At 68.8% G+C, this 26,576-nt stretch carries 23 protein-coding genes and 1 tRNA gene; 9 read left to right on the forward strand and 15 right to left on the reverse strand.

Annotated features, from left to right (window positions below; genetic code table 11):
- The 9 genes from D3P35_RS01730 to D3P35_RS01770 form a co-directional block, all read right to left on the reverse strand.
- Positions 1-219: a DUF5337 domain-containing protein gene (locus D3P35_RS01730; protein WP_118132720.1), complete on the reverse strand. Its 219-nt coding sequence runs from the start codon at positions 217-219 to the stop codon at positions 1-3.
- Between the two features lie 89 nt (positions 220-308).
- On the reverse strand, positions 309-1,412 hold the full coding sequence (gene nuoE, locus D3P35_RS01735) for an NADH-quinone oxidoreductase subunit NuoE (protein WP_118132721.1): 1,104 nt from the start codon (positions 1,410-1,412) through the stop codon (positions 309-311).
- Complete coding sequence (locus D3P35_RS01740; protein ID WP_118132722.1) at positions 1,412-1,612, reverse strand: hypothetical protein; 201 nt, start codon at positions 1,610-1,612, stop codon at positions 1,412-1,414. Before D3P35_RS01740 ends, nuoE begins: the two co-directional genes overlap by 1 nt.
- Entirely contained in the window at positions 1,612-2,823 is a 1,212-nt protein-coding gene (locus D3P35_RS01745) for an NADH-quinone oxidoreductase subunit D (RefSeq protein ID WP_198670420.1), read from the reverse strand. The genes D3P35_RS01740 and D3P35_RS01745 overlap by 1 nt, the downstream gene beginning before the upstream one ends.
- Before the next feature lie 88 nt (positions 2,824-2,911).
- Positions 2,912-3,823, reverse strand: a complete 912-nt coding sequence (locus D3P35_RS26490; protein WP_198670421.1) for a sulfotransferase — start codon at positions 3,821-3,823, stop codon at positions 2,912-2,914.
- Positions 3,824-3,847: 24 nt separating this feature from the next.
- Entirely contained in the window at positions 3,848-4,453 is a 606-nt protein-coding gene (locus D3P35_RS01755) for an NADH-quinone oxidoreductase subunit C (protein WP_118132723.1), read from the reverse strand.
- Positions 4,454-4,462: 9 nt separating this feature from the next.
- On the reverse strand, positions 4,463-4,993 hold the full coding sequence (locus D3P35_RS01760; RefSeq protein ID WP_370029862.1) for an NADH-quinone oxidoreductase subunit B family protein: 531 nt from the start codon (positions 4,991-4,993) through the stop codon (positions 4,463-4,465).
- Positions 4,990-5,355 (reverse strand): NADH-quinone oxidoreductase subunit A, encoded by a 366-nt coding sequence (locus tag D3P35_RS01765; protein WP_118132725.1) that lies wholly within the window; start codon positions 5,353-5,355, stop codon positions 4,990-4,992. Before D3P35_RS01765 ends, D3P35_RS01760 begins: the two co-directional genes overlap by 4 nt.
- A 394-nt stretch (positions 5,356-5,749) precedes the next feature.
- A tRNA-Asp gene (locus D3P35_RS01770) sits at positions 5,750-5,826 on the reverse strand.
- A gap of 582 nt (positions 5,827-6,408) precedes the next feature.
- Between D3P35_RS01770 and D3P35_RS01775 the strand changes: the two genes are divergently transcribed.
- Positions 6,409-9,558 (forward strand): M10 family metallopeptidase, encoded by a 3,150-nt coding sequence (locus D3P35_RS01775; protein WP_118132726.1) that lies wholly within the window; start codon positions 6,409-6,411, stop codon positions 9,556-9,558.
- Positions 9,559-9,629: 71 nt separating this feature from the next.
- Here the strand turns inward: D3P35_RS01775 and D3P35_RS26920 are convergent, their stop codons facing one another.
- Positions 9,630-11,300, reverse strand: coding sequence for a calcium-binding protein (locus D3P35_RS26920; RefSeq protein WP_198670422.1), 1,671 nt, complete (start codon positions 11,298-11,300; stop codon positions 9,630-9,632).
- Positions 11,301-11,582: 282 nt separating this feature from the next.
- Between D3P35_RS26920 and D3P35_RS01785 the strand changes: the two genes are divergently transcribed.
- The 3 genes from D3P35_RS01785 (at position 11,583) to D3P35_RS01795 (ending at position 15,522) form a co-directional block, all read left to right on the forward strand.
- Positions 11,583-12,587, forward strand: coding sequence for a dimethylarginine dimethylaminohydrolase family protein (locus D3P35_RS01785; protein ID WP_118132728.1), 1,005 nt, complete (start codon positions 11,583-11,585; stop codon positions 12,585-12,587).
- Positions 12,588-12,589: 2 nt separating this feature from the next.
- Positions 12,590-14,170: an amidohydrolase gene (locus D3P35_RS01790; protein ID WP_198670423.1), complete on the forward strand. Its 1,581-nt coding sequence runs from the start codon at positions 12,590-12,592 to the stop codon at positions 14,168-14,170.
- Positions 14,171-14,382: 212 nt separating this feature from the next.
- Positions 14,383-15,522: a diguanylate cyclase gene (locus tag D3P35_RS01795; protein WP_198670424.1), complete on the forward strand. Its 1,140-nt coding sequence runs from the start codon at positions 14,383-14,385 to the stop codon at positions 15,520-15,522.
- A 26-nt stretch (positions 15,523-15,548) separates the two neighbouring features.
- Here the strand turns inward: D3P35_RS01795 and D3P35_RS01800 are convergent, their stop codons facing one another.
- Entirely contained in the window at positions 15,549-16,292 is a 744-nt protein-coding gene (locus tag D3P35_RS01800; RefSeq protein ID WP_198670425.1) for a YoaK family protein, read from the reverse strand.
- A 771-nt stretch (positions 16,293-17,063) separates the two neighbouring features.
- On the opposite strand from D3P35_RS01800, the gene D3P35_RS01805 reads away from it, so the two are divergent.
- The 4 genes from D3P35_RS01805 (at position 17,064) to D3P35_RS01820 (ending at position 21,065) form a co-directional block, all read left to right on the forward strand.
- On the forward strand, positions 17,064-18,056 hold the full coding sequence (locus D3P35_RS01805) for an ABC transporter substrate-binding protein (protein ID WP_118132732.1): 993 nt from the start codon (positions 17,064-17,066) through the stop codon (positions 18,054-18,056).
- A gap of 98 nt (positions 18,057-18,154) precedes the next feature.
- Complete coding sequence (locus D3P35_RS01810) at positions 18,155-19,186, forward strand: proline/glycine betaine ABC transporter permease (RefSeq protein WP_118132733.1); 1,032 nt, start codon at positions 18,155-18,157, stop codon at positions 19,184-19,186.
- A gap of 12 nt (positions 19,187-19,198) precedes the next feature.
- Entirely contained in the window at positions 19,199-20,257 is a 1,059-nt protein-coding gene (locus D3P35_RS01815) for an ATP-binding cassette domain-containing protein (protein ID WP_118132734.1), read from the forward strand.
- 106 nt (positions 20,258-20,363) lie between these two features.
- Positions 20,364-21,065 (forward strand): calcium-binding protein, encoded by a 702-nt coding sequence (locus D3P35_RS01820; protein ID WP_118132735.1) that lies wholly within the window; start codon positions 20,364-20,366, stop codon positions 21,063-21,065.
- Positions 21,066-21,076: 11 nt separating this feature from the next.
- On the opposite strand, the gene D3P35_RS01825 is transcribed toward D3P35_RS01820, so the two are convergent.
- The 3 genes from D3P35_RS01825 to D3P35_RS01835 all read right to left on the reverse strand — a co-directional run bounded on the left by D3P35_RS01825 (position 21,077) and on the right by D3P35_RS01835 (position 24,515).
- Positions 21,077-21,463 (reverse strand): GFA family protein, encoded by a 387-nt coding sequence (locus D3P35_RS01825; RefSeq protein WP_118132736.1) that lies wholly within the window; start codon positions 21,461-21,463, stop codon positions 21,077-21,079.
- Between the two features lie 338 nt (positions 21,464-21,801).
- Complete coding sequence (locus D3P35_RS01830; protein WP_157982001.1) at positions 21,802-22,647, reverse strand: hypothetical protein; 846 nt, start codon at positions 22,645-22,647, stop codon at positions 21,802-21,804.
- Positions 22,648-23,585: 938 nt separating this feature from the next.
- Positions 23,586-24,515 carry an AraC family transcriptional regulator gene (locus tag D3P35_RS01835; RefSeq protein ID WP_118132799.1) on the reverse strand — a complete coding sequence of 310 codons (930 nt, stop codon included), beginning with the start codon at positions 24,513-24,515 and terminating at the stop codon, positions 23,586-23,588.
- Between the two features lie 98 nt (positions 24,516-24,613).
- Here D3P35_RS01835 and D3P35_RS01840 point away from each other — a divergent pair, with 98 nt between their 5' ends.
- A complete protein-coding gene (locus D3P35_RS01840) occupies positions 24,614-25,357 on the forward strand; it encodes an SDR family oxidoreductase (RefSeq protein WP_118132798.1) in 744 nt (247 codons plus the stop codon).
- A gap of 299 nt (positions 25,358-25,656) precedes the next feature.
- Here D3P35_RS01840 and D3P35_RS01845 read toward each other — a convergent pair whose 3' ends face one another.
- The gene (locus D3P35_RS01845; protein WP_118132738.1) at positions 25,657-26,562 is read right to left on the reverse strand and encodes a LysR family transcriptional regulator; all 906 of its coding nucleotides are present in this window, start codon (positions 26,560-26,562) and stop codon (positions 25,657-25,659) included.
- Positions 26,563-26,576 lie beyond the last annotated feature (14 nt).

Consider the following 26,576-nt stretch of genomic DNA (forward strand, 5'->3'; position numbering starts at 1 on the left):
TTACTTCCCTTCCTCACGGCCCTTGCGCCAGGCCCGGTAGAGCACGATGAGCGCCCAGGCGAAGCCGCCGAGCGCCGCAAAATCCAGCAGGAACGCATATCGGACAGGCAGGCCGAGATGACCGCCGAGCGCGGAGCCGCCCATCCACAGCAGCATCGTCGCCACGATCACGATGGCGGCCGCGCGGGCGTTCGTCCCTGTCTCGTTCCGGTCAGCCATCGGCATGTCCGCTTGCATCCCCTCCGTGGGACCGCGGCACCTGCCGCGGCCTCGTTCGTTTCCCGGCCCCGCGCGGGGCCGGACCGGCCTCAGCCGGTGGTCTTCTCGTCGCCGACCAGCGCCCGGGCCATCGCGACCCAGTTGTCACGCTCCGGCCGGGTGCCGAGGAAATCGACCTGCGCCTCGACCCAGAGCAGGTTGTCCTCCGACCAGGCGGCGATCTGGTCGAGATGGTAGATGCCGAGCGCGTTCAGCGCCTCCTCGGCCTTGGGCCCGAGGCCCTTGATCTGCTTGAGATCGTCCGCCGCGCCGCCGCGCGGGGCATCGAGCCGCTCGGGCTCGGCGCCGGAGCCGCTCTCCTCCACATGGTCGGTGCGCTCGGGACGGCCCTTGGTCTCGGCGTCGTGCAGCTCGGCCTGGGCCTGGCGCTCACCCTCGGCGGGCACCTCCGGCTCGGGGTCGGTCGCCGGGCCCTCGGCCTGGGTGGCGGGCCCGGGGTGATAGCTGTAGGCCTCCTCCTCGCCGGTGATGCGGGCGATCGTGTCCCCCAGCGCCACGGCGCGGGCCACGGAGGCATTGTGCTTGTCCTGCGGGATGGCGAACTGCTTCAGCGCCGTCACGCCGCCCGCGGGCTCGGCCGCGAAGCGCCCGGACTGAGAGCCGGGCACCGGCACCTCGCCGCGCGCCAGCGCATCGAGAATGGCGATGAAGCTCTCGCGGGTGAGATCCTCGTAGAAATCCTTGCCGATCTGCACCATGGGCGCGTTGGCGCAGGCGCCGAGACACTCGACCTCTTCCCAGGAGAACTTGCCGTCACCGCTGATTTCAAGGGCATGCGGGGCGATCTTCTCACGGCAGACCGAGATCAGGTCCTCCGCGCCGCAAATCATGCAGGAGGTGGTGCCACACACCTGGACATGTGCAATCTTTCCAACGGGTTGGAGCTGGAACATGAAGTAGAATGTCGCCACCTCCAGCACGCGGATATAGGCCATGCCGAGGAGCTCGGCCACGTATTCGATGGCCGGCCGGCTCACCCAGCCCTCCTGCTCCTGCGCGCGCCACAGGAGCGGGATCACCGCCGAGGCCTGGCGCCCTTCGGGATATTTCAGCAGCTGCTGCTTCGCCCATTCCAGGTTGGCGTCGGTGAAAGCGAAGCTTTCGGGCTGTTCGGGGTGAAGACGGCGGAGCATCAGGCCCTCCAGAGAATTGTAACGACGCCACCGGCGACCACCGAGGCCGCGATGCCGAAGACGAGCGAGGCGGACCAGCTGCTGCGCCCGAAGAGACACATGCCGCCGCCCACCAGGAGACCGACAGGCGACGCGAGAACCGTGACGGCGACCAGGCCGCCGATCAGTTTCCCCAGCCCTGCTGCGGTCTCGAGTTCCATCAGCGATCCACCTCGCCGAACACGATATCGAGCGAGCCGAGGATGGCGGAGACATCGGCGAGCTGATGGCCGCGGCAGATGTGGTCCATCGAGGCGAGATGCGGGTAGCCCGGCGCGCGCAGCTTGGCGCGATACGGCTTGTTGGTGCCGTCCGACACGAGGTAGACGCCGAATTCGCCCTTCGGCGCCTCGACGGCGGCATACACCTCGCCCGCCGGCACGTGGAAGCCCTCGGTGTAGAGCTTGAAGTGGTGGATGAGCGCCTCCATGGAGGTCTTCATCTCGCCGCGCGGCGGCGGGGTAAGCTTGCCGCGCACCATCACGTCCTCGCCCTTGCACTGGTCGAGCTTCTCCAGCGCCTGGCGCATGATCTTCACGCTCTCGCGCATCTCCTGCATGCGGCAGATGTAGCGGTCGTAGCAGTCACCGTTCCTGCCCACGGGGATGCGGAAGTCGAACTCGTCGTAGCACTCGTAGGGCTGGGCGCGGCGCAGGTCCCAGGCCATGCCCGAGCCGCGCACCATCACGCCGGAATAGCCGTAGTCGAGCGCCTCCTGCTGCGAGATCACCGCGATGTCCACGTTGCGCTGCTTGAAGATGCGGTTCTCGGTGATCAGCCCGTCGATGTCGTCGAGCTTCTCGGGGAATTCCTCGGTCCACTGGAAGATGTCGTCGATCAGCTTCGGCGGCAGGTCCTGGTGGACGCCGCCGGGGCGGAAATAGGCGGCGTGGAAGCGCGCGCCCGAGGCCCGCTCGTAGAAGATCACCAGCTTCTCGCGCTCCTCGAAGCCCCAGAGCGGCGGGGTGAGCGCGCCCACGTCCATCGCCTGGGTGGTGACGTTGAGCAGGTGGTTGAGGATGCGGCCGATCTCGCAGAACAGCACCCGGATCAGCGAGGCGCGGCGCGAGATCACCGTGCCGGTGAGCTTCTCGATCGCGAGGCACCAGGCGTGCTCCTGGTTCATCGGCGCCACATAGTCCAGCCGGTCGAAATACGGCAGGTTCTGCAGGTAGGTGCGGCTTTCCATCAGCTTCTCGGTGCCACGGTGCAGCAGGCCGATATGCGGGTCCACCCGCTCGACGATCTCGCCGTCGAGCTCCAGCACCATGCGCAGCACGCCGTGCGCGGCCGGGTGCTGGGGCCCGAAGTTGATGTTGAAGTTCCGGATCCGCTGTTCGCCGGTGAGCATGTCCTGGGAACCGTCCATCATGCGACCCCTTTCCTCAATTGTCCGCCCACGGGGCCGTGGGGGAGAAACGCGTTGCGGCGCGATGCCTGATGCCCTGCTTCCCGCATGGTCATGCCTCCGCCCGGTTGGGCAGCAGCGCCATGCGGCGGCGCCAGAGCTCGGGAAGCGCGTCGCCGAAGCGCTTCGCGATGAATTCGTAGTCGGGCGCGAGGGCCGCGACGCCCGCGGCCAGCCGCTCGGCGTCGATCTCCAGCGGCGCGCCCGCGTTGGAGCGCGCCACCGTGTCGCCCGGGTGCGGCGGCAGGTCGAGGAAGGAAGTGATCCGCTCCAGCGTGCGCGGGGCGAACAGCTCCTCGAAGAAGACGCAGAGAATGTGCTCCGCCGGCACCGCGGCCTCGAGCTCGGTCATTGTGCGCAGGTAGTCCGAGCGCTCGGACTGGCGCGGCTGCTCGCCGGCCAGCACCGCATCGTACCAGCGCCGCACGGTCTCCGCGAAGTCGGTGCCCTTCGCCGCCGCCTCGCGGCCGCCGGTCATCCGCATCGAGGACCAGAGCCGGTCCACCGGGTCACGCAGCACGAAGAGGAACCGGGTCGAGGGCGCCGCCGCGGCCATGCGCGCGAAGCCCGCCCTGTCGAGCGTGGCATAGGAGGGGGTGATGTCGGTCACCACCGCCTCGCCGCGATGCCCGGCGAAGAGCCAGGAGAGATAGGCGTCATCGCTGCCCGGATCACCGGCATGGATGCCCAGCAGGCTCACCAGCCGCGCGGCCTGTCCGTGCAGGTTGGCGAAATGCTTCGGCCCGCCGGCCCCGCGCAGCTTGCGGCCCAGTTCCTCGAGCTGGCGGGCGCGCTGCACGACATGCCCGCGCTCCCCCGGGTGCAGGAGCGCATCGAAGTAATGCACCTCCTTCACGGGAGAGACATGCACGGCCGGATTGGTCGCGAACCAGTCGTGGAGCCAGGTGGTCCCCGCCTTCTGCGCGCCGATGCCGTAGAGCAATGTCGCCTGGATGTCCTGCACGGGCTCCGCTTTCTCCGGGAAGGCTTACGCCTTCTCCTGTTTCTCGTCGCCGGGAAGGATGTATTGCGCACCCTCCCAGGGGCTCATGAAGTCGAACAGCCGGTAGTCCTGCACCAGCTCGACCGGCTCGTAGACGACGCGCTTTGCCGCCTCGTCGTAGCGCACCTCGACATAGCCCGTGGTGGGGAAATCCTTGCGCAGCGGATGGCCGCGGAACCCGTAGTCGGTCAGGATGCGCCGCAGGTCCGGGTGGCCGGAGAACAGCACGCCGAACATGTCGAACACCTCGCGCTCGAACCAGTTGGCCGAGGGGTGGATCGGGGTGATCGACGGCACGATCTCGTCCTCGCGCACCTGCAGCTTGAGGCGGATGCGGATGTTCTGGTGCATCGACAGGAAGTGGTAGACCACCTCGAAGCGCCGGTCGCGCTCCGGATAGTCGGCGGCGGTGATGTCCACCAGCGTGCCGAAGCGGCAGGCCCTGTCGTCGCGCAGGAAGCTCACCAGGTCGGGGAGCTGGGTGCGCGCCACCACCACCGTGAGCTCGCCATAGGCGATCACGGAGGACACGAAGGCATCGGGCTTGCGCAGCTCGATGAGCGCGGCGAGTTCGGTAAGGGCGTCGCTCATGTCACCTCCTCAGCGCGCGATGGAGCCGGTGCGGCGGATCTTCCGCTGCAGCTGCAGGATGCCGTAGAGCAGCGCCTCCGCCGTCGGGGGGCAGCCGGGCACGTAGATGTCCACCGGCACGATGCGGTCACAGCCGCGCACCACCGAGTAGGAGTAGTGGTAGTAGCCGCCGCCGTTGGCGCAGGAGCCCATCGAGATCACGTAGCGCGGCTCGGGCATCTGGTCGTAGACCTTGCGCAGCGCCGGGGCCATCTTGTTGGTGAGCGTGCCTGCCACGATCATCACGTCGGACTGGCGCGGGCTGGCGCGGGGCGCGAAGCCGAAACGCTCGGCATCGTAGCGCGGCATGGAGGTGTGCATCATCTCCACCGCGCAGCAGGCGAGGCCGAAGGTCATCCAGAACAGCGAACCGGTGCGGGCCCAGTTGATCAGGTCGTCCGCGGTGGTGAGCAGGAAGCCCTTGTCGGCGAGCTGGTCGGAAAGCTGGCGCGCCTGCACGTCCTTGTCCGGACCTGCCGTGGTGGCGAGAGCTGGCGTCATTCCCATTCGAGCGCCCCTTTCTTCCATTCGTAGATGAAGCCCACGGTAAGCACGCCCAGGAACACCATCATCGACCAGAAGCCGAAGGTGCCCACGTCCTTGAAGGCCACGGCCCAGGGGAACAGGAAGGCGACCTCGAGGTCGAAGATGATGAAGAGGATGGAGACGAGGTAGAAGCGCACGTCGAACTTCATGCGCGCATCGTCGAAGGCGTTGAAGCCACACTCGTAGGCGGAAATCTTCTCGGCGTCGGGCCGCCTCACGGCAAGGACGACAGCGGCGAGGATCAGAACGAGCCCCAGTCCGATGGCAATACCGAGAAAGATGAGAATGGGGAGGTATTCCCTCAGAAGCTCGTCCATCGCGCTGCTCCTTTGCAGTCTGGCCAGGAACCCGGCATTCAGTGTTCACGGATTTACCTTTACCGCAGTGCAAGGTCAACCGGACCACGGCTCTTCCGGCAGGCATCCGCTCGTCATGACCGGGTCGTCGGCGATTGTTAGCCAATCCGGCGTTAACAAGGCGAAAACGCCCCAATCCGGGACAGTATGCAATGCGCCGGCGCCCACGCACAGACCCCGCAGAGCGATGAGGGAAAAAGTTTTTTTCCGGTCCGCTCATCCGGCCCCTCGCCGGGGCGCCCCGGAAGGCTGGTACCGATGAGTCGTGACTCGCGGCGCGCCCGCCCGTATACGCGATCGCGCCCGCGGGGCGGACGGAGTTTCGCAAGGTCATCCGGGAGAAGGGGGAAGGTGATGGCGCGGTTGACGGGGCTCGAACCCGCGACCCCCGGCGTGACAGGCCGGTACTCTAACCAACTGAGCTACAACCGCTCGCCTTGCTGAAGGCACGCCCTTGGGCGTGGCGGGGTTTTATGTGCTCGCGGGGGGGGCGTCAAGCGCCGATCTGACCGGTTTGAAGATATTCTTCACCGGGTCGCACGGGCGGGGCTCCTCGCCCCGCCGAGGGGGCCTTGCCCCCTGCCCCGCCCCCTGCGGTTCACGCCGGCGCGCAGTTTTTCCCGCCGCGTCGCACGAGGCTTTCGCGGCTGCACCGCGGCCCCGCGCGGCCCCGCCCGCCCCCCGGCCCGGCAGGCGGCGCCACTGCTCCGCCCTCCCCGCAACCCCTTGTCAGCGTGGAGATTCCGGTGGCGCGGGCGGCGGCCTGGCGACACCCGGGAGCAGCCCCCCGCGCACCGATGCAAGAAGGACGTGCAGCGGGCGGCGCGATGCAACCGCGAATGTGAGCTTGCACACAAACCGGGCTTATCGGCTCAGGAGAGCGGCGCGAACCCCGTACCCTCGGGAGCGTGGACAGGGGTGCGGCACCCCGGGGGCAACGCCCCGCGGCCGCCACCGGCTCGGGCCGGGGCCCGTCCGCGTTTCAGTATCCTTTTCGTGACGGGAGAGTTTGAAATGCCCCATGAACCCGATGGCGTCATCGACTACGGCGCAACCCCCTATACCAGCTTCACCGTGGGCACCGGAGACCAGAACACCGACGGCCTGCTCGTCGGCGCCCGCTGGACCGATGCCAGCCTGACCTACAGTTTCCCCAGCGTCTTCGTGGGCGATTACGGGGCGGGCTATCCCAACTACAGCAGCCACTCCGGCTCCTTCTCCAGCTTCAGCGCGAAGCAGGAGGGCGCGGCCGTGTCCTGGCTCGCGATGTATGCCGCGGTGTCCGGGCTGAGCTTCACCGAGCTCGACGGCGCCCCCGGCGCCCTCGACGAGGACCAGGAAGCCACCCTGCGCTTCGCCAATTCCGACGACCCCGGCACCGCCTACGCCTATTACCCGGGCTCGCAGGAATACCACGGCGATATGTGGTTCAACGGCTCGGGCGACGACCCCGACATGGGCGACTACGACTGGCACACCATCGGCCACGAGCTGGGCCACGCGCTCGGCCTCAAGCACGGCCAGGAGACCGGCGGCATCGCCGGTGCAATGAACGCGAACCGCGACTCGATGGAATTCTCCATCATGACCTACCGCTCCTATGTCGGGCATCCCGGCTCGGGCGGCTACACCAATGCCGGCACCAGCTACGCCCAGTCGCTGATGATGTACGACATCGCCGCCATCCAGTTCATGTACGGCGCGAATTTCTCCACCAATTCGACCGGCACCACCTACAGCTTCTCCACCACCACCGGCGAGATGTTCGTGAACGGCGTCGGTCAGGGCACGCCGCTGGGCAACATCGTGTTCCGCACCATCTGGGACGGCAACGGCGTCGATACCTACGACCTGTCGAACTACAGCACCGACCTCGACGTCGACCTGCGCCCCGGCTACTGGATCGACCTCGACACCAATGGCCACACCCAGGAAGCCAACCTGGGCAACGGCAACTACGCCCGCGGCTCCATCTTCAACGCCCTGCAATACAACGGCGACACCCGCTCGCTGATCGAGAACGCCTACGGCGGCTCGGGCGACGACACCATGTACGGCAATGCCGCCAACAACACCCTGCGCGGCAACGACGGCGACGACCGTGTCGACGGTGGCATGAAGAACTCCACCATCGGCACCGGCAACGACTATCTCTACGGCGGCGCCGGCAACGACCAGGTCGATGGCGACGACGGCAACGACTACCTCTACGGCGGCTCCGGCTCCGACTACATCTACGGCGACCAGGGCGCCGACTTCATGTACGGCGCCGACGACGTGGCCGGCGCCGGGGCCACGGCCGGCGATGTCGACCGCTTCTACGGCGGCGCGGGCAACGACTACATGCGGGGCGCCGACACGGTCGACTACATGTACGGCGGCACCGGCAACGACGAGCTGCGCGGCAACGACGGCGACGACTACCTCTACGGCGGCGACGGCACCGACGAGGCCGACTACACCTACGCCACCGGCGCCGTGACCGTGAACCTCGCCACCGGCACCGCCAGCGGCGCGGACGGCAACGACGTGCTCTCGGGCATCGAGAACATCTCCGGCTCGAACCACAGCGACAGCCTCACCGGCGACGCCGGGGCGAACCTGATCTACGGCCAGAGCGGCAACGACACGATCGAGGCCGGCGCCGGGGCCGATACCGCCTATGGCGGCGCCGGCAACGACACCTTCATCGACACCCACACCACCGGCGTCTACGACCACTACGTGGGCGGCTCCGGCACCGACACGCTGGTGAGCGACGAGACCTGGGTCGACAGCGTGCTGTTCAGCATCTCCGCGGGTGCGATGACCTTCAACGGCAACACCTACGACACCTTCACCGGCATCGAGAACTTCACCCTCGGCGGCGGCGCGGACTTCTACGGCGACGCGAACGCCAACCGGGTGATCATCAACGACACCGGCCCGGCCTCCGACAACACCATCCTCACCTACGGCGGCAACGACTCGGTCTACTCCGGCATCGGCGACGACTACGTGAGCCTCGGCGACGGCGATTACGACTACGTGTACGAGACGAGCGGGGACGACACGCTCTACGGCGGCGCCGGGGATCACGACTACCTCGGCTATACCGGCGCGCCCGGCGGCGTGAACATCGACGTCTCGGCAAACACCGTCACCGGCGCGGGCGGCAACGACTACATCTCCGGCTTCGAGCGCTACGGCCTGGCCAACGGCGGCTCGAGCTTCATCGGCACCTCCGGCAACGAGACGGTCTACGGCGGCACCGGCGACGACCTGATCGACCTCGAGACCGGCTCCGACTACGCCTATGGCGGCGCCGGGCGCGACACGGTCATCGACCGGGATTCGGGCACGGGCGGCGCGGTCTACGGTGGCAGTGGCGAGGATCTCTACGTGAACGACCTCACCTATGTCGACACCGTGCTCTTCGACATCGGCGCCGGCCAGATGACCTTCGCCGGCACGGTCTACAAGACCTTCGGGGGCTTCGAGGACCTCACCACCGGCGGTGGCGCCGACGTGATCGGCAGCGCCGCGGCCAACGACATCCGCATCAACAACAACGGTGCCTACAACGTGAACGAGGTCGATGCCGGTGCGGGCAACGACCGGGTATGGACCGCCGCCGGCAACGACACCGTCCACGGCGGCGACGGCAACGACTTCGTGGTCGCCGGCGGCGGACACGACACGGTCTACGGCGGTGCCGACAACGACAACCTGCGCGGCAGCAACGGCAACGACGTGATGTGGGGCGACACGGGCAACGACCGCATCTACGGGCAGGGCAACAACGACACCATCGACGGCGGCGGCCAGCATGACAGCCTCTACGGAGGTGCCGGGAACGACACCATCCGCGGCGGTTGGGGCAACGACATCATCGATGGCGGCACCGGCGACGACATGCTCGAGGGCAACGGCGGCGACGACACCTTCGTCTTCGCCGGCAATTTCGGCGACGACTGGATCGTCAACGGCGACTTCACCGCCGGCGCGGGAACCCAGGACGTGCTGGATTTCTCGGCCCTCGGCATCACCCTGGCCGACCTCACCATCTCCGCGGTGGTCGGCACGGGCACGCTCATCTCCTACGTCGCGGGAGGCGACAGCGTGGTGCTGGAGGGCGTGAACATGGCCTCGCTCGACTACACGGACGATTTCGTCTTCGTCTGAGCCCGGCACGAACCGACGGGAAGGGGCCGCCGCAACCGCGACGGCCCCTTTCGCGCGGCCGGCCCGCGGCCTCAGGCGAGGATCGCGTCGTCCAGGGCCGATTGCGCGGCCGAGAGCCAGCCGGTGTAATCGGCCTCGCTGCTGCCGCCCGCGGGCGGGAAGACGTTGAGCCGCACCTGGCCGCTCACCTGGCCGTTCTCGATCACGTCGAAGGCGAGCTCGAGCAGCTCGAGCTCGATGTTCTCCACCAGCTTCACCTGCAGCGTCGCGCCGGGGTCGAGCACCAGCCGGTCGGTCATCTCCCCCTGCCAGCCGTTGTCGTAGAACATGGTGAGGTCGGTCAGCGCCCAGTCGTTGCCGAAATCCGTGCCGGTGAACACGAACCGGTCGATGCCCTCGCCGCCCACGAGCTGATCGTCGCCCGCTCCGCCCTCGAGGATGTCGTTGCCGTCGCCACCGAAGAGCGCGTCGTTGCCCGACCCGCCGTAGAGCGCGTCGTTGCCGGCGCCGCCGTAGAGCCCGTCCCAGCCGGCGCCGCCGTAGACACGGTCGTTGCCGCCGTTGGCGAAGAGCCCGTCGTTGCCGATACCGCCGTAGAGCCGGTCGTTGCCCGACCCGCCGTAGAGCCCGTCGTGCCCGGCATCGCCGTAGAGCACGTCGGGGCTGCCGTCCTCGCCGCCGTAGAGCCCGTCATCGCCGTCGCCGCCGTAGAGCCGGTCGGTTCCGTCGCCGCCGAATAGCCCGTCGTTGCCCGCGCCGCCGCGCAGCAGGTCGTTGCCCGCCTCGCCGCGCAGCCCGTCATCGCCGCCGCCGCCGAACAGCCGGTCGTTGTCGTTGCCGCCGAACAGCCCGTCGTCGCCGCCGCCGCCGGCGAGCATGTCGTTGCCGTCGCCGCCCACGAGCCGGTCGTCGCCGCCGCCGCCGTAGAGCCGGTCGATGCCGGCGCCGCCGTAGAGCGCGTCGCCGTCCGCGTCGCCGTAGATGGCGTCGTTGCCCGCGCCGCCGTGGATCTCGTCCGAGCCGTCGCCGCCGAACAGGAAGTCGTCGCCGCCGTCGCCGTTGAGCAGGTCGTTGCCGGCGCCGCCGAAGAGCCTGTCGCTGCCGGCGCCGCCGTACATGTTGTCCGCGCCGCCCTCGCCGCGCATGTTGTCATCGCCCGTGCCGCCGAACTGGTAGTCGTTGCCGGTGCCGCCGGTGACGATGTCGTTGCCCGGCCCGCCATAGACCTGGTCGCCGCCGTTGCCGCTGCGGATGGTGTCGTTGCCGTCCCTGCCCCAGATGTCGTCCGACTGCTCCGAGCCGAGGATCAGATCGTCCCAGGGGCTGGCCTGCAGGTCGTCGTAGGCGGTGGTGAACAGCGCCTCGAAGCGGTAGCTGTCGCGCGAGAGGAAATTCATCAGCGCGTCCGGGTCGGCCCCGGAGGCCGAGGCCTCGGCTGCGGCGATGAGGGTGTTGTAGTTCCATCCCAGCCCGTTCCAGGCCTGGAACATCACGTCGCGCCAGATGAAGCGCAGCCCCTCGACGGTGCCGCCGCTCACCTCGCCGTCCACGATGTTGAAATCGCCCACGAGCAGGGTGGTGAACAGCCCGATCGAGGTCGATTCCAGGGTCACCTGCGCGCTGGTCGCGCCGGTCACGGTGGCCCCGGCCAGTGCCGGCACAAGGAAGTTGCCGCCGAAGTCAGCCGGGTTTTCGAACGTCCCGTAGCGGGCCGCCTGGTTGTAGACGCGGACGATAGCCATAGAGTGCTCCGATGCTTGGGCGCCCGCGCACCCGGCCGGGCGCATCGCTGCGCGCCCCGCCGCCGGCAGGCCCACCCCCCCCTGCGCCCATCCTTACTGCAGTTGCGGCGCAAAGAAAACTGCCGCGCCGTTGCAGCGCGGCAGCGCGATGCACGCCCGGCGAGCATATACGATTTATGACACAATCGTATTGCAGGCCGGAGCGGTCGCACCTACCCTCGGCCCCGGCCGCCGCCGCAGGGCGTCGCGCCGCGTCACCCGAACCGACAGGAGCATGCCCCCTTGAGCGCGATCAGCGAGACCGAATGGCGATACAACCAGCTCATCAAGCTCTTCCCCTCCGAGGCCGAGCCCGCCTTCGAGGACGAGGACCAGCAGCGCAAATGGTGGGGCCGCAAGTGGGGCTGCACGAATGACGTCGGGCGGCTGCGCACCGTGCTCATGCACCGCCCCGGGCCGGAGGTGAACATCGTCGACACCTCGAAGCGGCTCGACAACAACGCCTTCGGCGACGTGCAGGCCGGCTGGTACTGGCGCGGAAACGAGGGCCCCGACCTGCCGGCCATGCAGGCCCAGCACGACGCCTATGCCGACCTGCTGCGCGCCGAGGGCGTGGAGGTGGTGATGATCGACGCCCCGGCGAAGGACCGCATGAAGACCTGCTACACGCGCGACTCGGTGGTGGCCGTCGGCGGCGGCGCGATGGTGATGCGCCTCGGGCCGCGGATCCGCCGCGGCGAGGAACTGCCGGCCACCCGCACGCTGGCCAATCTCGGCTGCCCTATCCTGCGCACCCTCTCGGGCACCGCGGTGGCTGAGGGCGGCAGCTTCTGCTGGCTCACGCCCACGCTCGCGGCCACCGGCATGTCCTCGCGCACCAACGAGGAAGGCGCGCGGCAGATCGAGGAGGTGCTGCGCGCCCAGGGCGTGGAGCTCATCCGCGTGCCGCTCACCGGCTACCGGCTGCACCTCGACGGGGTGTTCGTGATGATCGCCCCCGACCTTGCCATCGGCAATTCGGCGCTGCTGCCGCACTGGTTTCTCGAAAAGCTGCGCGCCCTCTCCATCGAGCTCATCGAGCTCTGCCCCGAGGATGACAGCTGGATCACCAATTCTCTCGCCATCGCGCCGCGCCGGATGGTCATGCCGCACGGCATCTCGCCGCGCACGCGCGACCGGCTGGACGCCCGCGGTGTCGAGGTTCTGACCCTTCCCTATGACAAGATGAACTCCGGTGGCGGCGGGCTGCACTGCTCCACCGCCCCCCTGATCCGCGACGAGGTGTGAGCATGACCGACTGGAGCGCCGCGCAGGCCGAAGCCCTGCGCTTTCTCGAGGAGCGGCACGCCGCCTTCTCCGAGGACCACATGACCATCTGGAACTTCCAGGAGCCGAGCTGGCGCGAGTACCGTTCCTCGGCCTGGTACATGGACCGGCTGGAGGCGGAGGGCTTCACGGTGGAGCGCGGCACCGCCGGCATGCCCACCGCCTTCCGCGCCACCTGGGAAAACGGCCCCGGCCCGCGCATCGCGGGCTACGCCGAGTATGACGCGGTGCCCGGCCAGAGCCAGGCGCCGGTGCCATACCGCCAGCCGCGCGAGGGCGAGTCGAAGCACGCCGCCGGCCACACCGACCCGCATTCCGCCCTCGGCATCGGCGCCTTCGCCGGCTTCCTCGCCGCCAAGCGCGCGATGGAGGAACACGGGATCGGCGGCACGCTGGTGTTCTTCGGCGAGCCGGCGGAGAAGATGTGCGGCGCCAAGCCCGTGCATGCCGCGCATGGCTTCTACGACGGGCTCGACGCGGCCTTCTCCTTCCACCCGCATTCCTTCCCCACCCTCACCAACGGCTGTTTCTGGGAGACCACCTCCGCCCCCTACTGGAGCCGGATGTACACCTTCGAGTGCGAGGACCCCGAGACCTGGCAGGCCGATGCCACGGGCGGCAACGTGACCCATGTCCACGCCATGGCCCGCGCGCCCGGCGCCATCGACGCCGTGTGCATGATGTACATGAACTCGAAGATGATGAAGGAGAGCATGCTGCCCCACTCGGGGAGCTGGACGATCAACGAGTTCATCCCCGTCGCCGGCCAGGCCACGGCCGACAACATCGCGCCGGGCGTGGGGCAGATCCAGTACTCGATGCGCGCCCCGAAGCTGGAGATGTGCGAGGCCGCCTTCGCCGTGCTCGACCGCAATGCCGAGCAGATCGCCGGCATGACCCATTGCACGGTCACGGCCGAGTGGATCACCCGCACCCGGGCCGGCCTGCCGAACAAGGCATTCTCCGAGCTCACCTTCCGCAATTTCGAGCGGCTCGGCGCGCCGGAATGGGGCGACGAGGCCAAGGCCTTCGCCCGCGAGATCCAGGGCAATCTCGGGCTGGAGCGGATGGAGGAGCCCTTCCTCGACGGGCTGATGCGCCTCACGCCCCCCTGGGAGGCGGAAGAGGCCTTCCGCGCCCAGCTTCCCGCCTGGCAGCTCAACTACGCCGCCGATGATTACGTGGACTACACCTGGCATGCGCCCACGGTGCGCCTCTACGTGGGCCGGCCGACGCTGGAGCCCCCCGCGGGCTTCCGCTACCCCGAGTGGACCCGCCACGCGATGGGCGGCACCCCGGCCTGCATCGACCCGATGTGGTCGAAGGCGGCGCAGGTGATCTCGGTGACGCTGCTCGACCTGCTCACGCGGCCGGAGGCGCTGGAGGCGATCCGCGCCGAGTTCGAGGAGCGCACCGGCGGCGGCGTGGGCGGCACGAAATGGGTGGCGCCGCTGCTTCCGGCCGATTTCCGCGCGCCGGTGAACCACCGCTGGCCGGAATACGTCGACACGCCCCGCGGCCGCGAGTGGACCATGCCCGGCTGACCCCCCGGCCGGCCCCGCTGCCCTGCGGCGGCTCCCGCCGCCGCCGGCCGAATTATTGCGCGCGCGCCTCACCTTGGCGCGTGCATTTCCCGGTCGGGTATTGCAACCTCGACGCGAGTTCACCCGCCGCTTCGCGCCCGCAGCATTCCGCGCTGCCGGGCCGGCGCGGCTGCCGGGCCCGTACCCCCGGCCTCGCAGACCGGAGACTGCCCTTGACCACGGAACGCTCCATCGCACACCGGATGACCATCGCCTACCTCGTGGGGCTCACCTTGCTGGCGGTGCTCTCCTCCGCGGTGCATTTCCTGCTCGACGGCGTGATCGTCCAGCAGCAGGATTCGGCGACCGTGATCAACGTGGCGGGCCGGCAGCGCATGCTCTCCCAGCGCATCGCCCTGCTCGCCGCCGACATGGAGGACGGCAAGGCCGACGCCCGCAACCAGATGCTGGAGGCAGCGCAGGCGATGGAGCGCGCGCAGGACGCGCTCATCAACGGCGGCGACCTCGGCATCGCGCGGGCGCTGTCGCCGGCGGCGCGCGCGCTCTACTTCGACGGGCCCGCGCCGCTCGACGCGAAGGTGCGCAGCTATCTCGGTGCCGTGGCGCGCTATGCCGCGGGCGGCGACGATGCCACCGGCGCCTATACCCAGATCACCCGCATGGCGCGCAGCGAGCTGCTTCCCGACCTCGACGCGGCGGTGAAACTCTTCGAGCGCGAGGCCCAGGACGACGTTGCCTGGATGCGCACGGCCCAGAAGGTGGTGCTGGCCACCCTGCTGCTCACCCTCGCGCTGGAGGCGGTGTTCATCTTCCATCCGCTGGTGCGCATGGTGCGCAACTATGCCGCCCACCTCTACGAGATGGCGACGCAGGACGGGCTCACCGGCCTGCCCAACCGCCGGCATTTCATGGAGACCGCCGACCGGCAGTTCCAGATCGCGCGGCGCACCGGCCAGCCGCTCGCGGCCCTCGTGCTCGACCTCGACCATTTCAAGCAGATCAACGACACCCACGGCCATGCGACGGGCGACGCGGTGCTGCGCCATTTCGCCGAGGTGGCGACCCGGGTCCTGCGCGCCGGCGACATGATCAGCCGCACGGGGGGCGAGGAATTCGCGCTGATGCTGCCGCTGATGAACCGCTCGGGCGCGCTCACCGTGGCCGAGAAGCTGCGCCAGGCGATCGCCGAGCAGCCGGACGAGGCGCTGCCCGCGATCACGGTGAGCGTGGGGGTGAGCATCTCCGACCCCGCCGACCGCTCGGTGGAGGAACTGCTGCGCCGCGCCGACAAGGCCCTCTACGATGCGAAGGCCGCGGGGCGGAACCGGGTGTCGCTGATCCTCGCCACCTGAGGCCCGCCACGTGAGGCCGCGCGCGTTCAGGCGCCGCGCCGCTCCAGGATGAGGGGCAGCGCCAGCCCCAGCAGCAGCACGGCGAGCGGCACGGTGAAGAGGGCCCCCACCGCCCGGTAGCCGAGCGCCCCCACCAGCCCGCCGGCGAGGAAGGCGCCCAGCAGCCGGCCCAGGATGCCCAGGTTGCCCAGGTTGGCGCGCACCCCGCTGCGCGGCGCGATGAGGCGGAACGCGGCGCGGCCGAGCTCGATCCCCACGTCCGTGATCATTCCGGTGGCATGGGTGGTGCGGATGCGCGCGCCGGAGATCTTGGTGATGGTGGCGTTCTGCAGCCCCATGGTGAGGCAGAGCACCGCCAGCGCCGCCGCCCCGGGCGCCCCCGCCGCCGCGAGCCCGGCAAAGGCGAGCAGCAGCAGGCCTTCCGCGGCGATGGGCAGCGCGTATTGCCGGCGCCGGTCTCGCTGCCGCCCGAGGTTGATCAGCATCGTTCCCAGCGCCGCCCCGGCCACGAAGGAGACCATGGCGAGCAGCGCCGCCGCCACCAGCCGCGCGTTCAGAAGCGCCGCCTCGTCCGCCAGGGTCGAGAGCCATCCGGTCATGTGCGAGGTATAGGCCCCCAGCACGAAGAAGCCGCCGGCATTCGCGCAGCCCGCAACCGCGGCCAGGAAGGTCGCGAGCAGCAGGTCCGAGCCGTGCGACCGCCGGTGCCCGACGATGGCCCTGGCCGAGGCCATCGGCCGCCTGAGATGCCTGTGGCTGCGTACGCTCACGCCCCTCTCCTCTCCACCCGTATCCGCCCCCCGTGCGCCCCTGCCCGGGGCGCGGCGCCGGGGGCCATGCTGCACTGCAGCCTGCGCCGTCCCGCGCGCGGGGACAAGGGGCGCGACGGAAGCCCCCGCAACCCTGCCCGGCAGGAAGTTTCGCGGCCGCGGCACATGCGGCGGAGCAGAGCAAGTAACGCGGGCCGGATCGGCAGAATTCATGCGCCGCCGGAGCCGCGCGCGGCACCTGCCCGCGAAGCGGCAAAGTGGCGGGCGCGCGATTCGCCGGCCGCGGGGGCGATTCGTCTCATCGGCTATTCCCCATGGCCGCGGGCTCCCCTCGCGGACGCCTCCGGGGGAACGGGAAAAATTTCGAAAGATTTTCTTCGTTTGGTCGCGAAGGCCACGCGGCGCGGCGCCCGTGGCCGGGCCGGACCGCGCTCCGGGCCCGCGCACACGGGGTTTGGCGCCCCGGCGCCCGCCGTCCGCGCCCCGCCCCGCGGCCGCATCCCGGGCGGTTCGGCCACCCGGCGCGGCGCCTGCGGCCGGGCCCGCGGTTTGCAATCGGAGGCCCCTCCGCCTATACGGGCGCGGCCAATGACCGAGAGATCGCAACACAGTCTTGCCCGCTTCTCACGCGCTGCGGCTGCCCCTGGCGGGCGGTGCGACAGGGCTGTGCGGTCCTCGCCCGGCGGATCGTCGCCGGCCCTTCCGGGCCCGGCCGAAGCGATCCCGTCCCCTTCCCGGCGGACACCCATTCCGAAAATCGAAGGATCCCCCATGCGCAAGTTCACGATGACCGCTGCTGCCGCGGCTGCCGCCCTCATCGCGCCGCTGGCCGCCCAGGCCCAGGACCAGGGCAGCGAGTGCGGCGAAGTCTCCATCACCCAGATGAACTGGGCCTCGGCGGCCGTGGTCACCACCGTCGCCGAGTTCCTGATGGAGCAGGGCTATGGCTGCGACGTCTCCGTGGTGCCCTCCGACACCGTGCCCGCCGTCACCTCGGTGGCCGAGAACGGCGAGCCCGACATCGTCACCGAGCTGTGGCTGAACTCCACCGGCGAGGTGTTCGAGCGCCTCGAGGACGAGGGCAAGATCAAGCGCGTCGCCGAGGTGCTCAAGCCCGGCGGTGTCGAGGGCTGGTGGCTGCCGGCCTACCTCGTCGAGGAGCACCCCGAGCTCAAGACCATCGAGGGCGTGATGGCGCACCCCGAGTGGGTGGGCGGCCGCTTCAACAACTGCCCCGAGGGCTGGGGCTGCCGGGTGGTGAATGACAATCTCGTCCGCGCGCTGAAGCTCGAGGACTCGGGCATCGAGGTGTTCAACCACGGCTCCGGCGAGACCATGGCCACCTCCATGGCCGCCGCCTACGGCGACGAGGAGCCCTGGTTCGGCTACTACTGGGGCCCCACCACCCCGTTGGGCAAGTTCGACATGGTCAAGGTCGATCTCGGCGGCTACGACGAGGCCGCGCACGAGGCGAACCAGAACCCCGACACGCCGGACCCGAAGGTCTCCGACTTCCCCGCCGCCCCGGTGCTCACCGCCGTGACCACCGATCTCGAGGAGCGTGAGCCGGAAGTGGTCGAGCTGATGTCGAAGATGACCTTCGACACCGACACGATGAGCAAGCTGCTCGCCTGGCAGGACGAGAACAACGCCTCCGCCGAGGAGACGGCCGTTCACTACCTCACCAACTACCAGGACGAATGGTCCGGCTGGCTGTCCGACGGGGCCCGCGAGCGCCTGTCCAAGCTGCTCGACAAGAGCTGATCGCAGGCTCTGCCTGATGTTCCTGGGACGGGGCCGGCCACCGGCTCCGTCCTTTGCGTTCCACAACAAGGGCGGACCGCCTCCCGGTCCGAGAATTCATGGCAACATATGACAGCGTGTTCGACACGCTCGGCCTGAGAGACTGGTGCGACGGCGGCGCCGACAGCGCGCCCATGTCGATGAGCGACCTGCTGAGCCAGGCCGGCGGCCCGCAGGACACCTCGCTCTGGGACCTGCCTTTCCCGTCGCTCGACGCGCTGAACGGGGCCTGCGCGGCCATTCCCCAGACACGCGATCTCACCCTCGGGCTCGAACAGGGCTTCCTCGCCATCCGCGACTACCTGCGCGTGGTGCTCGACCCCGCCACCCAGCCGCTGAGCTGGATGCTGCGCAACGCCATCTCCACCATGGTCGAGACGCCGTGGTGGATCGTGATCCCCGTGCTGCTGCTCGTCACCTGGGCGGTCACGCGCTCGGGCCGGCTGGTGGGCTTCGTCGCCGTCTCGATCGGCTTCCTCGCCTTCATCGACCATTACGACTACGCGATGCAGACCCTGGCGATCATCTTCGTCTGTGCCTTCATATGCGTGCTGTTCGGCGTGCCCATAGGCATCGCCATGTCGCGCAGCGACCGGATGCAGCGCGGCACCATCCCGGTGCTCGACATGCTCCAGACCCTGCCGCCCTTCGTCTACCTCATCCCGCTGATCTTCCTGTTCTCGGTCACCGAGCCGAAGCTCTACGGCATCGCCATCATTCTCTACGCCATCGTGCCGGTGATCCGCCTCACCGACCTCGGCATCCGGCTGGTGGACCGCGACGTGATCGAGGCGGCCGACGCCTTCGGCATGACCTCGCGCCAGAAGCTCTTCGGGGTGCAGATCCCGCTCGCGCTGCCCAACATCATGGCCGGCGTGAACCAGACCATCATGATGTCGCTCGCCATGGTCGTGATCGCCTCGCTGGTCTCGGCCCCGGGCCTCGGCGTGCTGGTGCTGCGCGGCATCCGCAACCTCGAGCTGGGCGTGGGCCTCGTCGCCGGCTTCGGCATCGTGCTGCTCGCCATCCTGCTCGACCGCGTGACCAAGGCCTCGCTGTCGCGCATCGACGCCAGCCAGAAGCATCGCTGAGGAGACCGGGACATGAGCAAGGATATCAAGGTCTCGATTCGCAAGCTTTACAAGATCTTCGGCGAAGATCCTCAAGCGGCGCTGCAAGACGTGAAGGCCGGCATGGGCAAGCCCGAGCTGCTGGAAACACGCGGCCACGTGCTGGGCCTGAACGACATCAACGTCGACATGCGCGAAGGCGAGATGACGGTGATCATGGGGCTCTCGGGCTCCGGCAAGTCCACCCTCATCCGCCATCTCAACCGGCTGATCGAGCCCACGGCGGGCGAGATCCTGGTGAACGGCGAGAACATCCTGGGCTGGAACGAGCGCCGGCTGCGCGGCCTGCGGCGGGAGATCATGTCGATGGTCTTCCAGAAGTTCGCGCTGCTGCCCCACCGCACGGTGCTCGACAATGCCGGCATGGCGCTGGCCACGAGGGGCCGCAGCCGCGCGGAGTACGAGGACGAGGCCAACAGGTGGCTCGACCGCGTGGGGCTCGGCGGCTACGGCGGCCAGTACCCGCACCAGCTCTCGGGCGGCATGCAGCAGCGCGTGGGCATCGCCCGCGCCCTCACCTCGAATTCCGAGATCATGCTGATGGACGAGGCCTTCTCGGCGCTCGACCCGCTCATCCGCACCGACATGCAGAACCTGCTGGTCGAGCTGCAGGCCGAGCTGAAGAAGACCGTGGTCTTCATCACCCATGATCTCGACGAGGCGCTGAAGCTCGCCGACCACCTGGTGATCCTGAAGGACGGGATGGTGGTGCAGCAGGGCGAGCCGCAGCACATCCTGCTGAACCCGGCCGATCCCTACATCGAGGACTTCGTCTCCGACATCAACCGCGCCCGGGTGCTGCGCGTGCGCTCGGTGATGGACGAGATGGCGGGCATCGGCGCGGGCGGAGGCGGGATCTCCGGCGAGGTCGACCACGAGGCCAATCTCGAGACGGTGATCGACCTCGCGGACGGCGCGCTCGACCGGCGCTTCCGGGTGATGCGCGACGGCGCGCCGGTGGGCACGCTCGACATGTCGGCGGTGATGCGCGCGCTGGTGCCCTCGCACAGTTCCGCGGAGACGCTGCGCTGACACGATGGCGGGCCCGGGAAATTTCCGGGCCCGTTAATCCCCCCCGGCCCGCGCCGTGCTATGCTCGCCACGGTTGCATGACAGAAGAAACCGGGAGGACAGACCCATGCCCCTCAGCCCACGCCCCGTCGTCTCCTTCGGCGATGCCGGCTACATCTTTCTCGACGGCCCGGCGCTGAAGATCTTCGCCCATTACGGCGGCTGGTCGGACTACGACCCGACCACCGAGATCCACGGCTCGCCGAACGCCGACACCTTCTACGGCGGCGCCGAGGCGGATGTCTGGAACGGCAAGGGCGAGAACGACTACATGGCCGGCCGCGCCGGAGACGACATCCTCGCCGGCGGCGACGGGCGCGACGAGATCCACGGCAACGCGGACGACGACCTCATCAAGGGCTTCTCGGGCGACGATTTCCTCTACGGCGGCAAGCACGATGACCGCGTCTTCGGCGGCGACGGCGCCGACATCCTCGACGGCGGAGACGGCGACGACCGGCTGTTCGGCGGCCGCGGCGACGATCACCTCACCCTGGGCGCGGGCCGCGACGTGGCGAAGGGCGGCGCGGGCGCCGACATCTTCGCCTTCGTCGAGAGCCCCGGCCACGACGTGATCCGCGATTTCACCCCCGGCGAGGACCGCATGGAATTCGTCTCCATCGACACCGAGGCCGAGGTGCTGGCCCTGCTGGACACGGCGGAGGAGCGCGACGGCGCCACCGTGCTGCGCGTGGGAGAGGGCATGACCCTGCGCCTCGGCGGCGTGACACCGGACGCGCTGTCGCTCGACGATTTCATCTGGTCCTGAGCGGCCGGCCCCTAGCCGGGCTCGCCCTCCTCCCGGTCGTGGAGGTAGCGCGGCAGGCCGAAATCCGGCAGCCACGCCTCGCGCCGCGCGATCCAGCCCTCGTAGTCGGGCCTGAGCTGGTCCGGCGCGTCGAGCGCGCCCAGGTGCAGCTCCGCCTCGCCTCCGGAAAGCGCGATCACCGAGGAGCCGCATTCCGGGCAGAAGCAACGCCCCCGATAGGCGCGCAGCTCCCCCGTAACCGTCACCGCCTCGCGCGGGTAGATCGCCGCGGCGTAGAACAGCGCGCCGTGGTGCTTGCGGCAGTCGAGGCAATGGCAGAGCGCCACCCGCAGCGGCCGCCCCCGCGCCTCCACCCGCACACTGCCGCACAGGCAGCCCCCCGTGAGATGCTCCGTCATCCGCCCTCCCCCTTCCCTGCCCGCCGGCGCGACGCTGTCGGCGCAGCCGGACCGGCGTTGCAACAGGGCCCTGCGTGGAGGCCCGCCTGCCTGCGTGAGCACCGCTCGGACGCGCCCGCCCGATGGCGGCCACCGGCCCCGGAAGGCAGCGCGGCGCAACTCCGCCTGGAAGAGTGTCGCGCGGGGGCGTGCGAAGCAAGCCGCAGAGCGGCGCAGCGGGCAGGAAAGCCACCCCCCTCCGGCGCGGGCTGCTGCCGCCGCGGCCCGGGCCCGTCCGCCCTTCCGGCGCGCCGTCCCGGGCACGGAGCACCGTGCCCCGCGAGCCTCGCCGGGCAGGCTCAGTCCGTCTCCGCGCTGACCGCCTCCGGGCGATGGGCGCGAAGGTAGCTCCGCCCGAGGATGCGCCGGATCTCCTCCGGCCCGGCCTGCATCTGCCGCGACCAGGTGACCCCGGAGCGCAGGGTCCTGGCCGGCACGCCCGAGGCGGCACTGCAGGGAGCCACGTCGCGGATCACGGTGGAGGTCGAACCGATGATCGACCCCGCGCCGATGTTCACGCCCTTGAAGACATGCACCTCGTAGCCCAGCCAGACATGCGGACCGACCGTCACGTCCCGAACGAGGTTGGTCACCCGCTCGCTTGCCATGTCGATCACGCTGTGGGCGTCGCCCGTCCTGAGCTTCACATCCCAGGAAATCATGCAGTCCTCGCCGATGACCATCGCCGACCGGTCGCCCTGAACCCAGATGTTGACCCCGCCCACCGTCGTGTCGCGCCCGATGAAGAGCGTGGCATCGTCGGCAACGATGGTGGCATTGAGGGTGAAGGCGCCGGCGGGCCTGTCCTCCGGGCCGCCTCCGCACAGGATGATGCGGTTGCGCGAGCCGTTGATGGTGATCTGCCCCTTCACCACGCGCGTCTTGCCGAGCAGGATCCGGTTTTCGCTGCCGTTGCGCACCATGATGGAACAGCTGTGCTTCAGCGTGCCGGGATGCGCGAAGACCAGATTGTCGTGGCCACGGTCCACCGTGGCGCGAAGCCCCGGGCGCAGCACTGCCGGGCCGGCGCCCTCCGCCGGCTGCTCGTGGAACACGAGACCCTCGGTTTCCGGGAGGGCGAAGCCGTCGTCTCCGATGGGAGAGGGGAGTCCGGCGCAGAGTGATGCAGTCAGATCAGAGGGCATTGCAATTCCGTGGAGGGGCAGATGGTTACATCCTGTCAGCTCACCCGACTGAATGGAACAGCAGGCCCGGGGGCACAAGCCGGAATTGCCCGGCCGCCGGCACAACCGCCCGGCCGGCGCGTCGGAACACCGTGCTCGACCGCTTCCCGGCCCCGGTCCGTCGCTGCCTCCGCGCCCCGATGGCCCAGCACTTCGAGCGCGGCTTGCGGGAAACCGATTGAAATTCAGGGCTTGTTCCGGGGGGAGCCGGCAGGGAGTGTCGCTCTCGGGGATCTCGCCAATGAGCCCAGCGGATCCGCCCCCTCACGCGGCCATTCTCCGTCGATCGTAAAACAATGGCTTGCGAGGCGAGTGCCCCGCCGATTTGCGCTTCGTCAGCCCAGGCCGGAGAATGCACGCTGGCCCTTCCACCACCTTGCCGGTGATCGATGACCTCAAGGCTTCCGCGTTGCACCCCGACGGACGTATCGCCTGGGCAGCCGAAGAAGACAGCAACACACGGCCGATAAAGCGGCTGTCGGCCTTGCCTGAAGCCAATGAGGGGGTCTGATCTGGCCTGGCTGAAGGGCGCAGGGCTCGTCCGTCATTCCGACCGCGCGTCGCAATACCTGTCCATTCGCTATACCGAGCGGCTGAACGGCAGCTTCGAGAAACGGGCTCGGCCGAGCCAGGTTCGCCGACTGCCTTGAGCTGCCGTTCGTGACCAGCGCACCGAATGCCGGCAGCCCGCCCTTCTTGCCCAAGCCAGGCCTAAAGCTGCGCAGCGAACGGGCAGGAGCCGGGGGCGGAAGGCGGCCATTCGCTGCGGTCTGTGCGAGCCGCGGTAACGGGAGCAAACGCCTTGCGTGTCGTGACGGCGATGAGACAAGCGTGACATCAGCCTGGCCCGCAGCCCGCAGCCCGCATCCCGGAGGCCGGCGGGATATCCCCCTCCCCGATCAGGAGGCGCCGAGTTCCGCGATCGTGTCCGCTTCCGACGGGCGCCGCATGTACCGCCCGGGAGGCTCACCGACGTGGCGGCTGAAGGCCGTACTGAACGTGCTCGCCGATCCATAGCCGACCCGATCCGCGATTTCGGCGATCGACACCCCTCCCGCCCGCAGCAGCGACTTGGCGACGGCCATGCGCCAGGCCAGCAGATAGTCCATCGGTGTCATGCCCACGGTCCGCAGGAACCTGTCGAAAAAGGCGGAGCGCGACATGCCAATCTCGCGCGCGAGGGCGTTTGCGGTCCAGTTCCGCTCGAGATCTCCGTGCATCAGGCGCAACGCTGTCACAACGCGGTCATCCGACAGTCCGCGCAACAGGCCGGGCCCGGACGTCGTCCCGGGCACCGATCGCAGCCCCTCGATCAGCAGGATCTCGACCAGCCGCTCCAGGATCAGTTCCCGTCCAACGTCATCGCGGCCGGCCTCGTCGCCGACCAGGCGCACAAGCCGGGTCAACCGCGCGGTGCCGCGGATGTGGATCACCCGCGGCAGCAGCTTCACGAGCAGGTCAGCGTCCGGGGAACCGAACGAGAAGTAACCGCCGAACTGACGCATGTCGGCGGGTACGTCCTTCCTGCCGTGACGCACCTCTTGCCCGGGCGAATGCAGGGCCCCGGGGGTGGCCCGACGTCCGGCCGCGCCGGGTGACGACATGGTGAAGGCCGGGGTCGCGGGCAGAAGAACGAAATCGCCTTCCTCCAGCAGGATCGGCGCTTCACCCTCGACCGCGAGCAGGCAACGTCCAAGCGTCACCGCACAGAAGCCGGGATGACGCGTGGCCGGGTAGCGAACGGCCCACTCCCCCGCGCCGGCAATCCCTTTCGAGAAGACAGCCTTCGGCCGCAAAAGTCGGATGATCTGCTCAAGAGGATCGGACATTCTGGACTCTGGCAAACGAAAATCGGACGACAGATCGAAGATTGTCCGGATCTTGACCGCTATCTCAGTCTCGTCAACATCAGACACGGGAGACTGACATGAAAACTGTCCTCATCACCGGCTGCTCCTCTGGTTACGGGCTTGCGACAGCGCGCCATTTCCATGCCAAGGGCTGGGCCGTCATCGCCACCATGCGTTCGCCTCGCCAAGGACTGTTCACGCCGGATGATCGGCTCCGGCTTCTGTCGCTGGATGTGACCGACCCCGGGAGCATCCGGGCGGCAATCGAAGCCGCGGGCCCCGTTGATGCCCTGGTCAACAACGCCGGCATCGGGGTCGTCGGGGCGTTCGAGGCAACGCCGATGGCGCATATCCGAAAGGTGTTCGAGACGAATACCTTCGGCACCATGGCGATGGTTCAGGCGGCGATTCCGGGGATGCGGGCACGCGGATCGGGCGTGATCGTGAACGTCACCTCCAGCGTGACATTGGCCCCGATGCCCTTGGCGGCGGCCTATACGGCAAGCAAGCAGGCCATCGAGGGCTTTACCGGCTCGCTCGCACACGAGCTTGCGGCTTTCGGCCTCCGCGCCAAGCTGGTCGAGCCCGGCTACGCCCCGACCACGCGTTTCGCCGAGAACACCGACATCGATGTCGCAGAGCTGATACCCGAAGCCTATGCCGACTTCGCGGCGCCAATCTTCGCGGCCTTCGCGTCACCGGCCCTGACCACCTCGGAAAGCGATGTGGCAGAAGCGGTCTGGCTTGCGGTTCAGGACGAGACGGACCGCTTGCGCTTTCCGGCCGGCCCCGACGCGGTTGCCCTGGCGCAGGCAAGTTGACGCGAATTGCGCCGTTGGTTCACGATCCAACGGTGAAAGCCGTCATCCGCCGGGCAAGCGGCGAATGACGGCTCCAGGCCGGGAGAACCCCCGCGGATCAGATTGACCCGGGCGAGGAGCCTGCCGCGCCGCCGCATGACCGCTCCGGGCCCAAGATGCCAAATGCCGCCGGGCGGTCGAACGACCGCTTCAACAGGGCCTGCCACTCTCGCAATCTGGTGGCTCGAAAGCAGAGCGAATTGGAGTTTCCGGCTCTTCTGGCCTGCTTCATGGAGTGAGACTGGCAATATTTCCGACCTTCAATCGAGATACGGCGCCAGCACATCTTCGATCCAGGCCATGAATACGCGGACGCGGCGCGACAGGTTGCGTCGATGTGCGACGACGAGGCTGACCTCCAGCGGCTCGGGTCGGAGGTCCGGCAGGACCTCCACCATGGCGCCGCTTTCCAGATGCCGGCGGATGCCCGTATAGGCGGCCTGGATCAGCCCGAGACCCGCCAGACCCGCAGCCTCGTAGGCTTGCACGCTGTTCACTTGCAATGCGACGGGCAGCGGCACTGTCGCGTAGCCGTCGCCGTCGGGATACTCCCATCCGCAGGGCCGCGCGCCAAGGGTTCTGCTGTAGTCGATGGTTCTGTGGCCCTGCTGCCGGAGATCCTCCAACGTGAGCGGGGTGCCGTGCCGTGCGAGATAGACAGGGCTCGCAGCATTTACCATGCGCAGCCGACCTACAGGTCGGGCGATGAGGGTCTCGTCTCCGATGGGTCCGATCCGCAGCACGCAATCGAACCCCTCTTCAACCAGATCGACCTGCCGGTCCGTGCCGGACAGCTCCAACTCAAGCTCCGGATACCTCGCCATGAACCCCGGCAAGGCCGGCACGAGTGTCGTGCGCGCCAGCTCGGTCGGCAGATCCGCCCGCAGCCGCCCGCGCAGCGCCACGTCATCGCCTGCGAACATCGTGCTCATGCTGTCAAAATCACTCAGCAGGTCCCGCGCGCGCTGGTAGAAGGCGCGGCCGTCCTCGGTCAGTTTCACGTTGCGCGTGGTGCGGTGCAACAGCCTGACACCGAGCTCTTCCTCCAATTGGCGCACGACGGTCGAGGCCCGCCCCTTCTGTGTCCCGAGGCTTTCCGCCGCCCTGCTGAAGCTGCGCATTTCGGCGACACGCAGAAAGATTCTAAGGTGTTCGAGGCTGTGCATCCGGGAGTCGGCAT

The organism is Oceanicella sp. SM1341, assembly GCF_003448965.1.
Taxonomy (GTDB): domain Bacteria; phylum Pseudomonadota; class Alphaproteobacteria; order Rhodobacterales; family Rhodobacteraceae; genus Paroceanicella.

Excerpts from the sequence above, each read along its gene's own strand:
- D3P35_RS01740 (WP_118132722.1), bottom strand. The coding sequence starts at position 1,612 with ATGGAACTCGAGACCGCAGCAGGGCTGGGGAAACTGATCGGCGGCCTG.
- D3P35_RS26920 (WP_198670422.1), bottom strand. The coding sequence starts at position 11,300 with ATGGCTATCGTCCGCGTCTACAACCAGGCGGCCCGCTACGGGACGTTC.
- D3P35_RS01765 (WP_118132725.1), bottom strand. The coding sequence starts at position 5,355 with ATGGACGAGCTTCTGAGGGAATACCTCCCCATTCTCATCTTTCTCGGT.
- D3P35_RS01845 (WP_118132738.1), bottom strand. The coding sequence starts at position 26,562 with ATGCACAGCCTCGAACACCTTAGAATCTTTCTGCGTGTCGCCGAAATG.
- nuoE (WP_118132721.1), bottom strand. The coding sequence starts at position 1,412 with ATGCTCCGCCGTCTTCACCCCGAACAGCCCGAAAGCTTCGCTTTCACC.
- D3P35_RS01815 (WP_118132734.1), top strand. The coding sequence starts at position 19,199 with ATGAGCAAGGATATCAAGGTCTCGATTCGCAAGCTTTACAAGATCTTC.
- D3P35_RS01755 (WP_118132723.1), bottom strand. The coding sequence starts at position 4,453 with ATGAGCGACGCCCTTACCGAACTCGCCGCGCTCATCGAGCTGCGCAAG.
- D3P35_RS01830 (WP_157982001.1), bottom strand. The coding sequence starts at position 22,647 with ATGCCCTCTGATCTGACTGCATCACTCTGCGCCGGACTCCCCTCTCCC.
- D3P35_RS01820 (WP_118132735.1), top strand. The coding sequence starts at position 20,364 with ATGCCCCTCAGCCCACGCCCCGTCGTCTCCTTCGGCGATGCCGGCTAC.
- D3P35_RS01840 (WP_118132798.1), top strand. The coding sequence starts at position 24,614 with ATGAAAACTGTCCTCATCACCGGCTGCTCCTCTGGTTACGGGCTTGCG.
- D3P35_RS01825 (WP_118132736.1), bottom strand. The coding sequence starts at position 21,463 with ATGACGGAGCATCTCACGGGGGGCTGCCTGTGCGGCAGTGTGCGGGTG.
- D3P35_RS01810 (WP_118132733.1), top strand. The coding sequence starts at position 18,155 with ATGGCAACATATGACAGCGTGTTCGACACGCTCGGCCTGAGAGACTGG.
- D3P35_RS01790 (WP_198670423.1), top strand. The coding sequence starts at position 12,590 with ATGACCGACTGGAGCGCCGCGCAGGCCGAAGCCCTGCGCTTTCTCGAG.
- D3P35_RS01745 (WP_198670420.1), bottom strand. The coding sequence starts at position 2,823 with ATGATGGACGGTTCCCAGGACATGCTCACCGGCGAACAGCGGATCCGG.
- D3P35_RS01805 (WP_118132732.1), top strand. The coding sequence starts at position 17,064 with ATGCGCAAGTTCACGATGACCGCTGCTGCCGCGGCTGCCGCCCTCATC.
- D3P35_RS01835 (WP_118132799.1), bottom strand. The coding sequence starts at position 24,515 with ATGTCCGATCCTCTTGAGCAGATCATCCGACTTTTGCGGCCGAAGGCT.
- D3P35_RS01760 (WP_370029862.1), bottom strand. The coding sequence starts at position 4,993 with ATGACGCCAGCTCTCGCCACCACGGCAGGTCCGGACAAGGACGTGCAG.
- D3P35_RS01775 (WP_118132726.1), top strand. The coding sequence starts at position 6,409 with ATGCCCCATGAACCCGATGGCGTCATCGACTACGGCGCAACCCCCTAT.
- D3P35_RS01730 (WP_118132720.1), bottom strand. The coding sequence starts at position 219 with ATGGCTGACCGGAACGAGACAGGGACGAACGCCCGCGCGGCCGCCATC.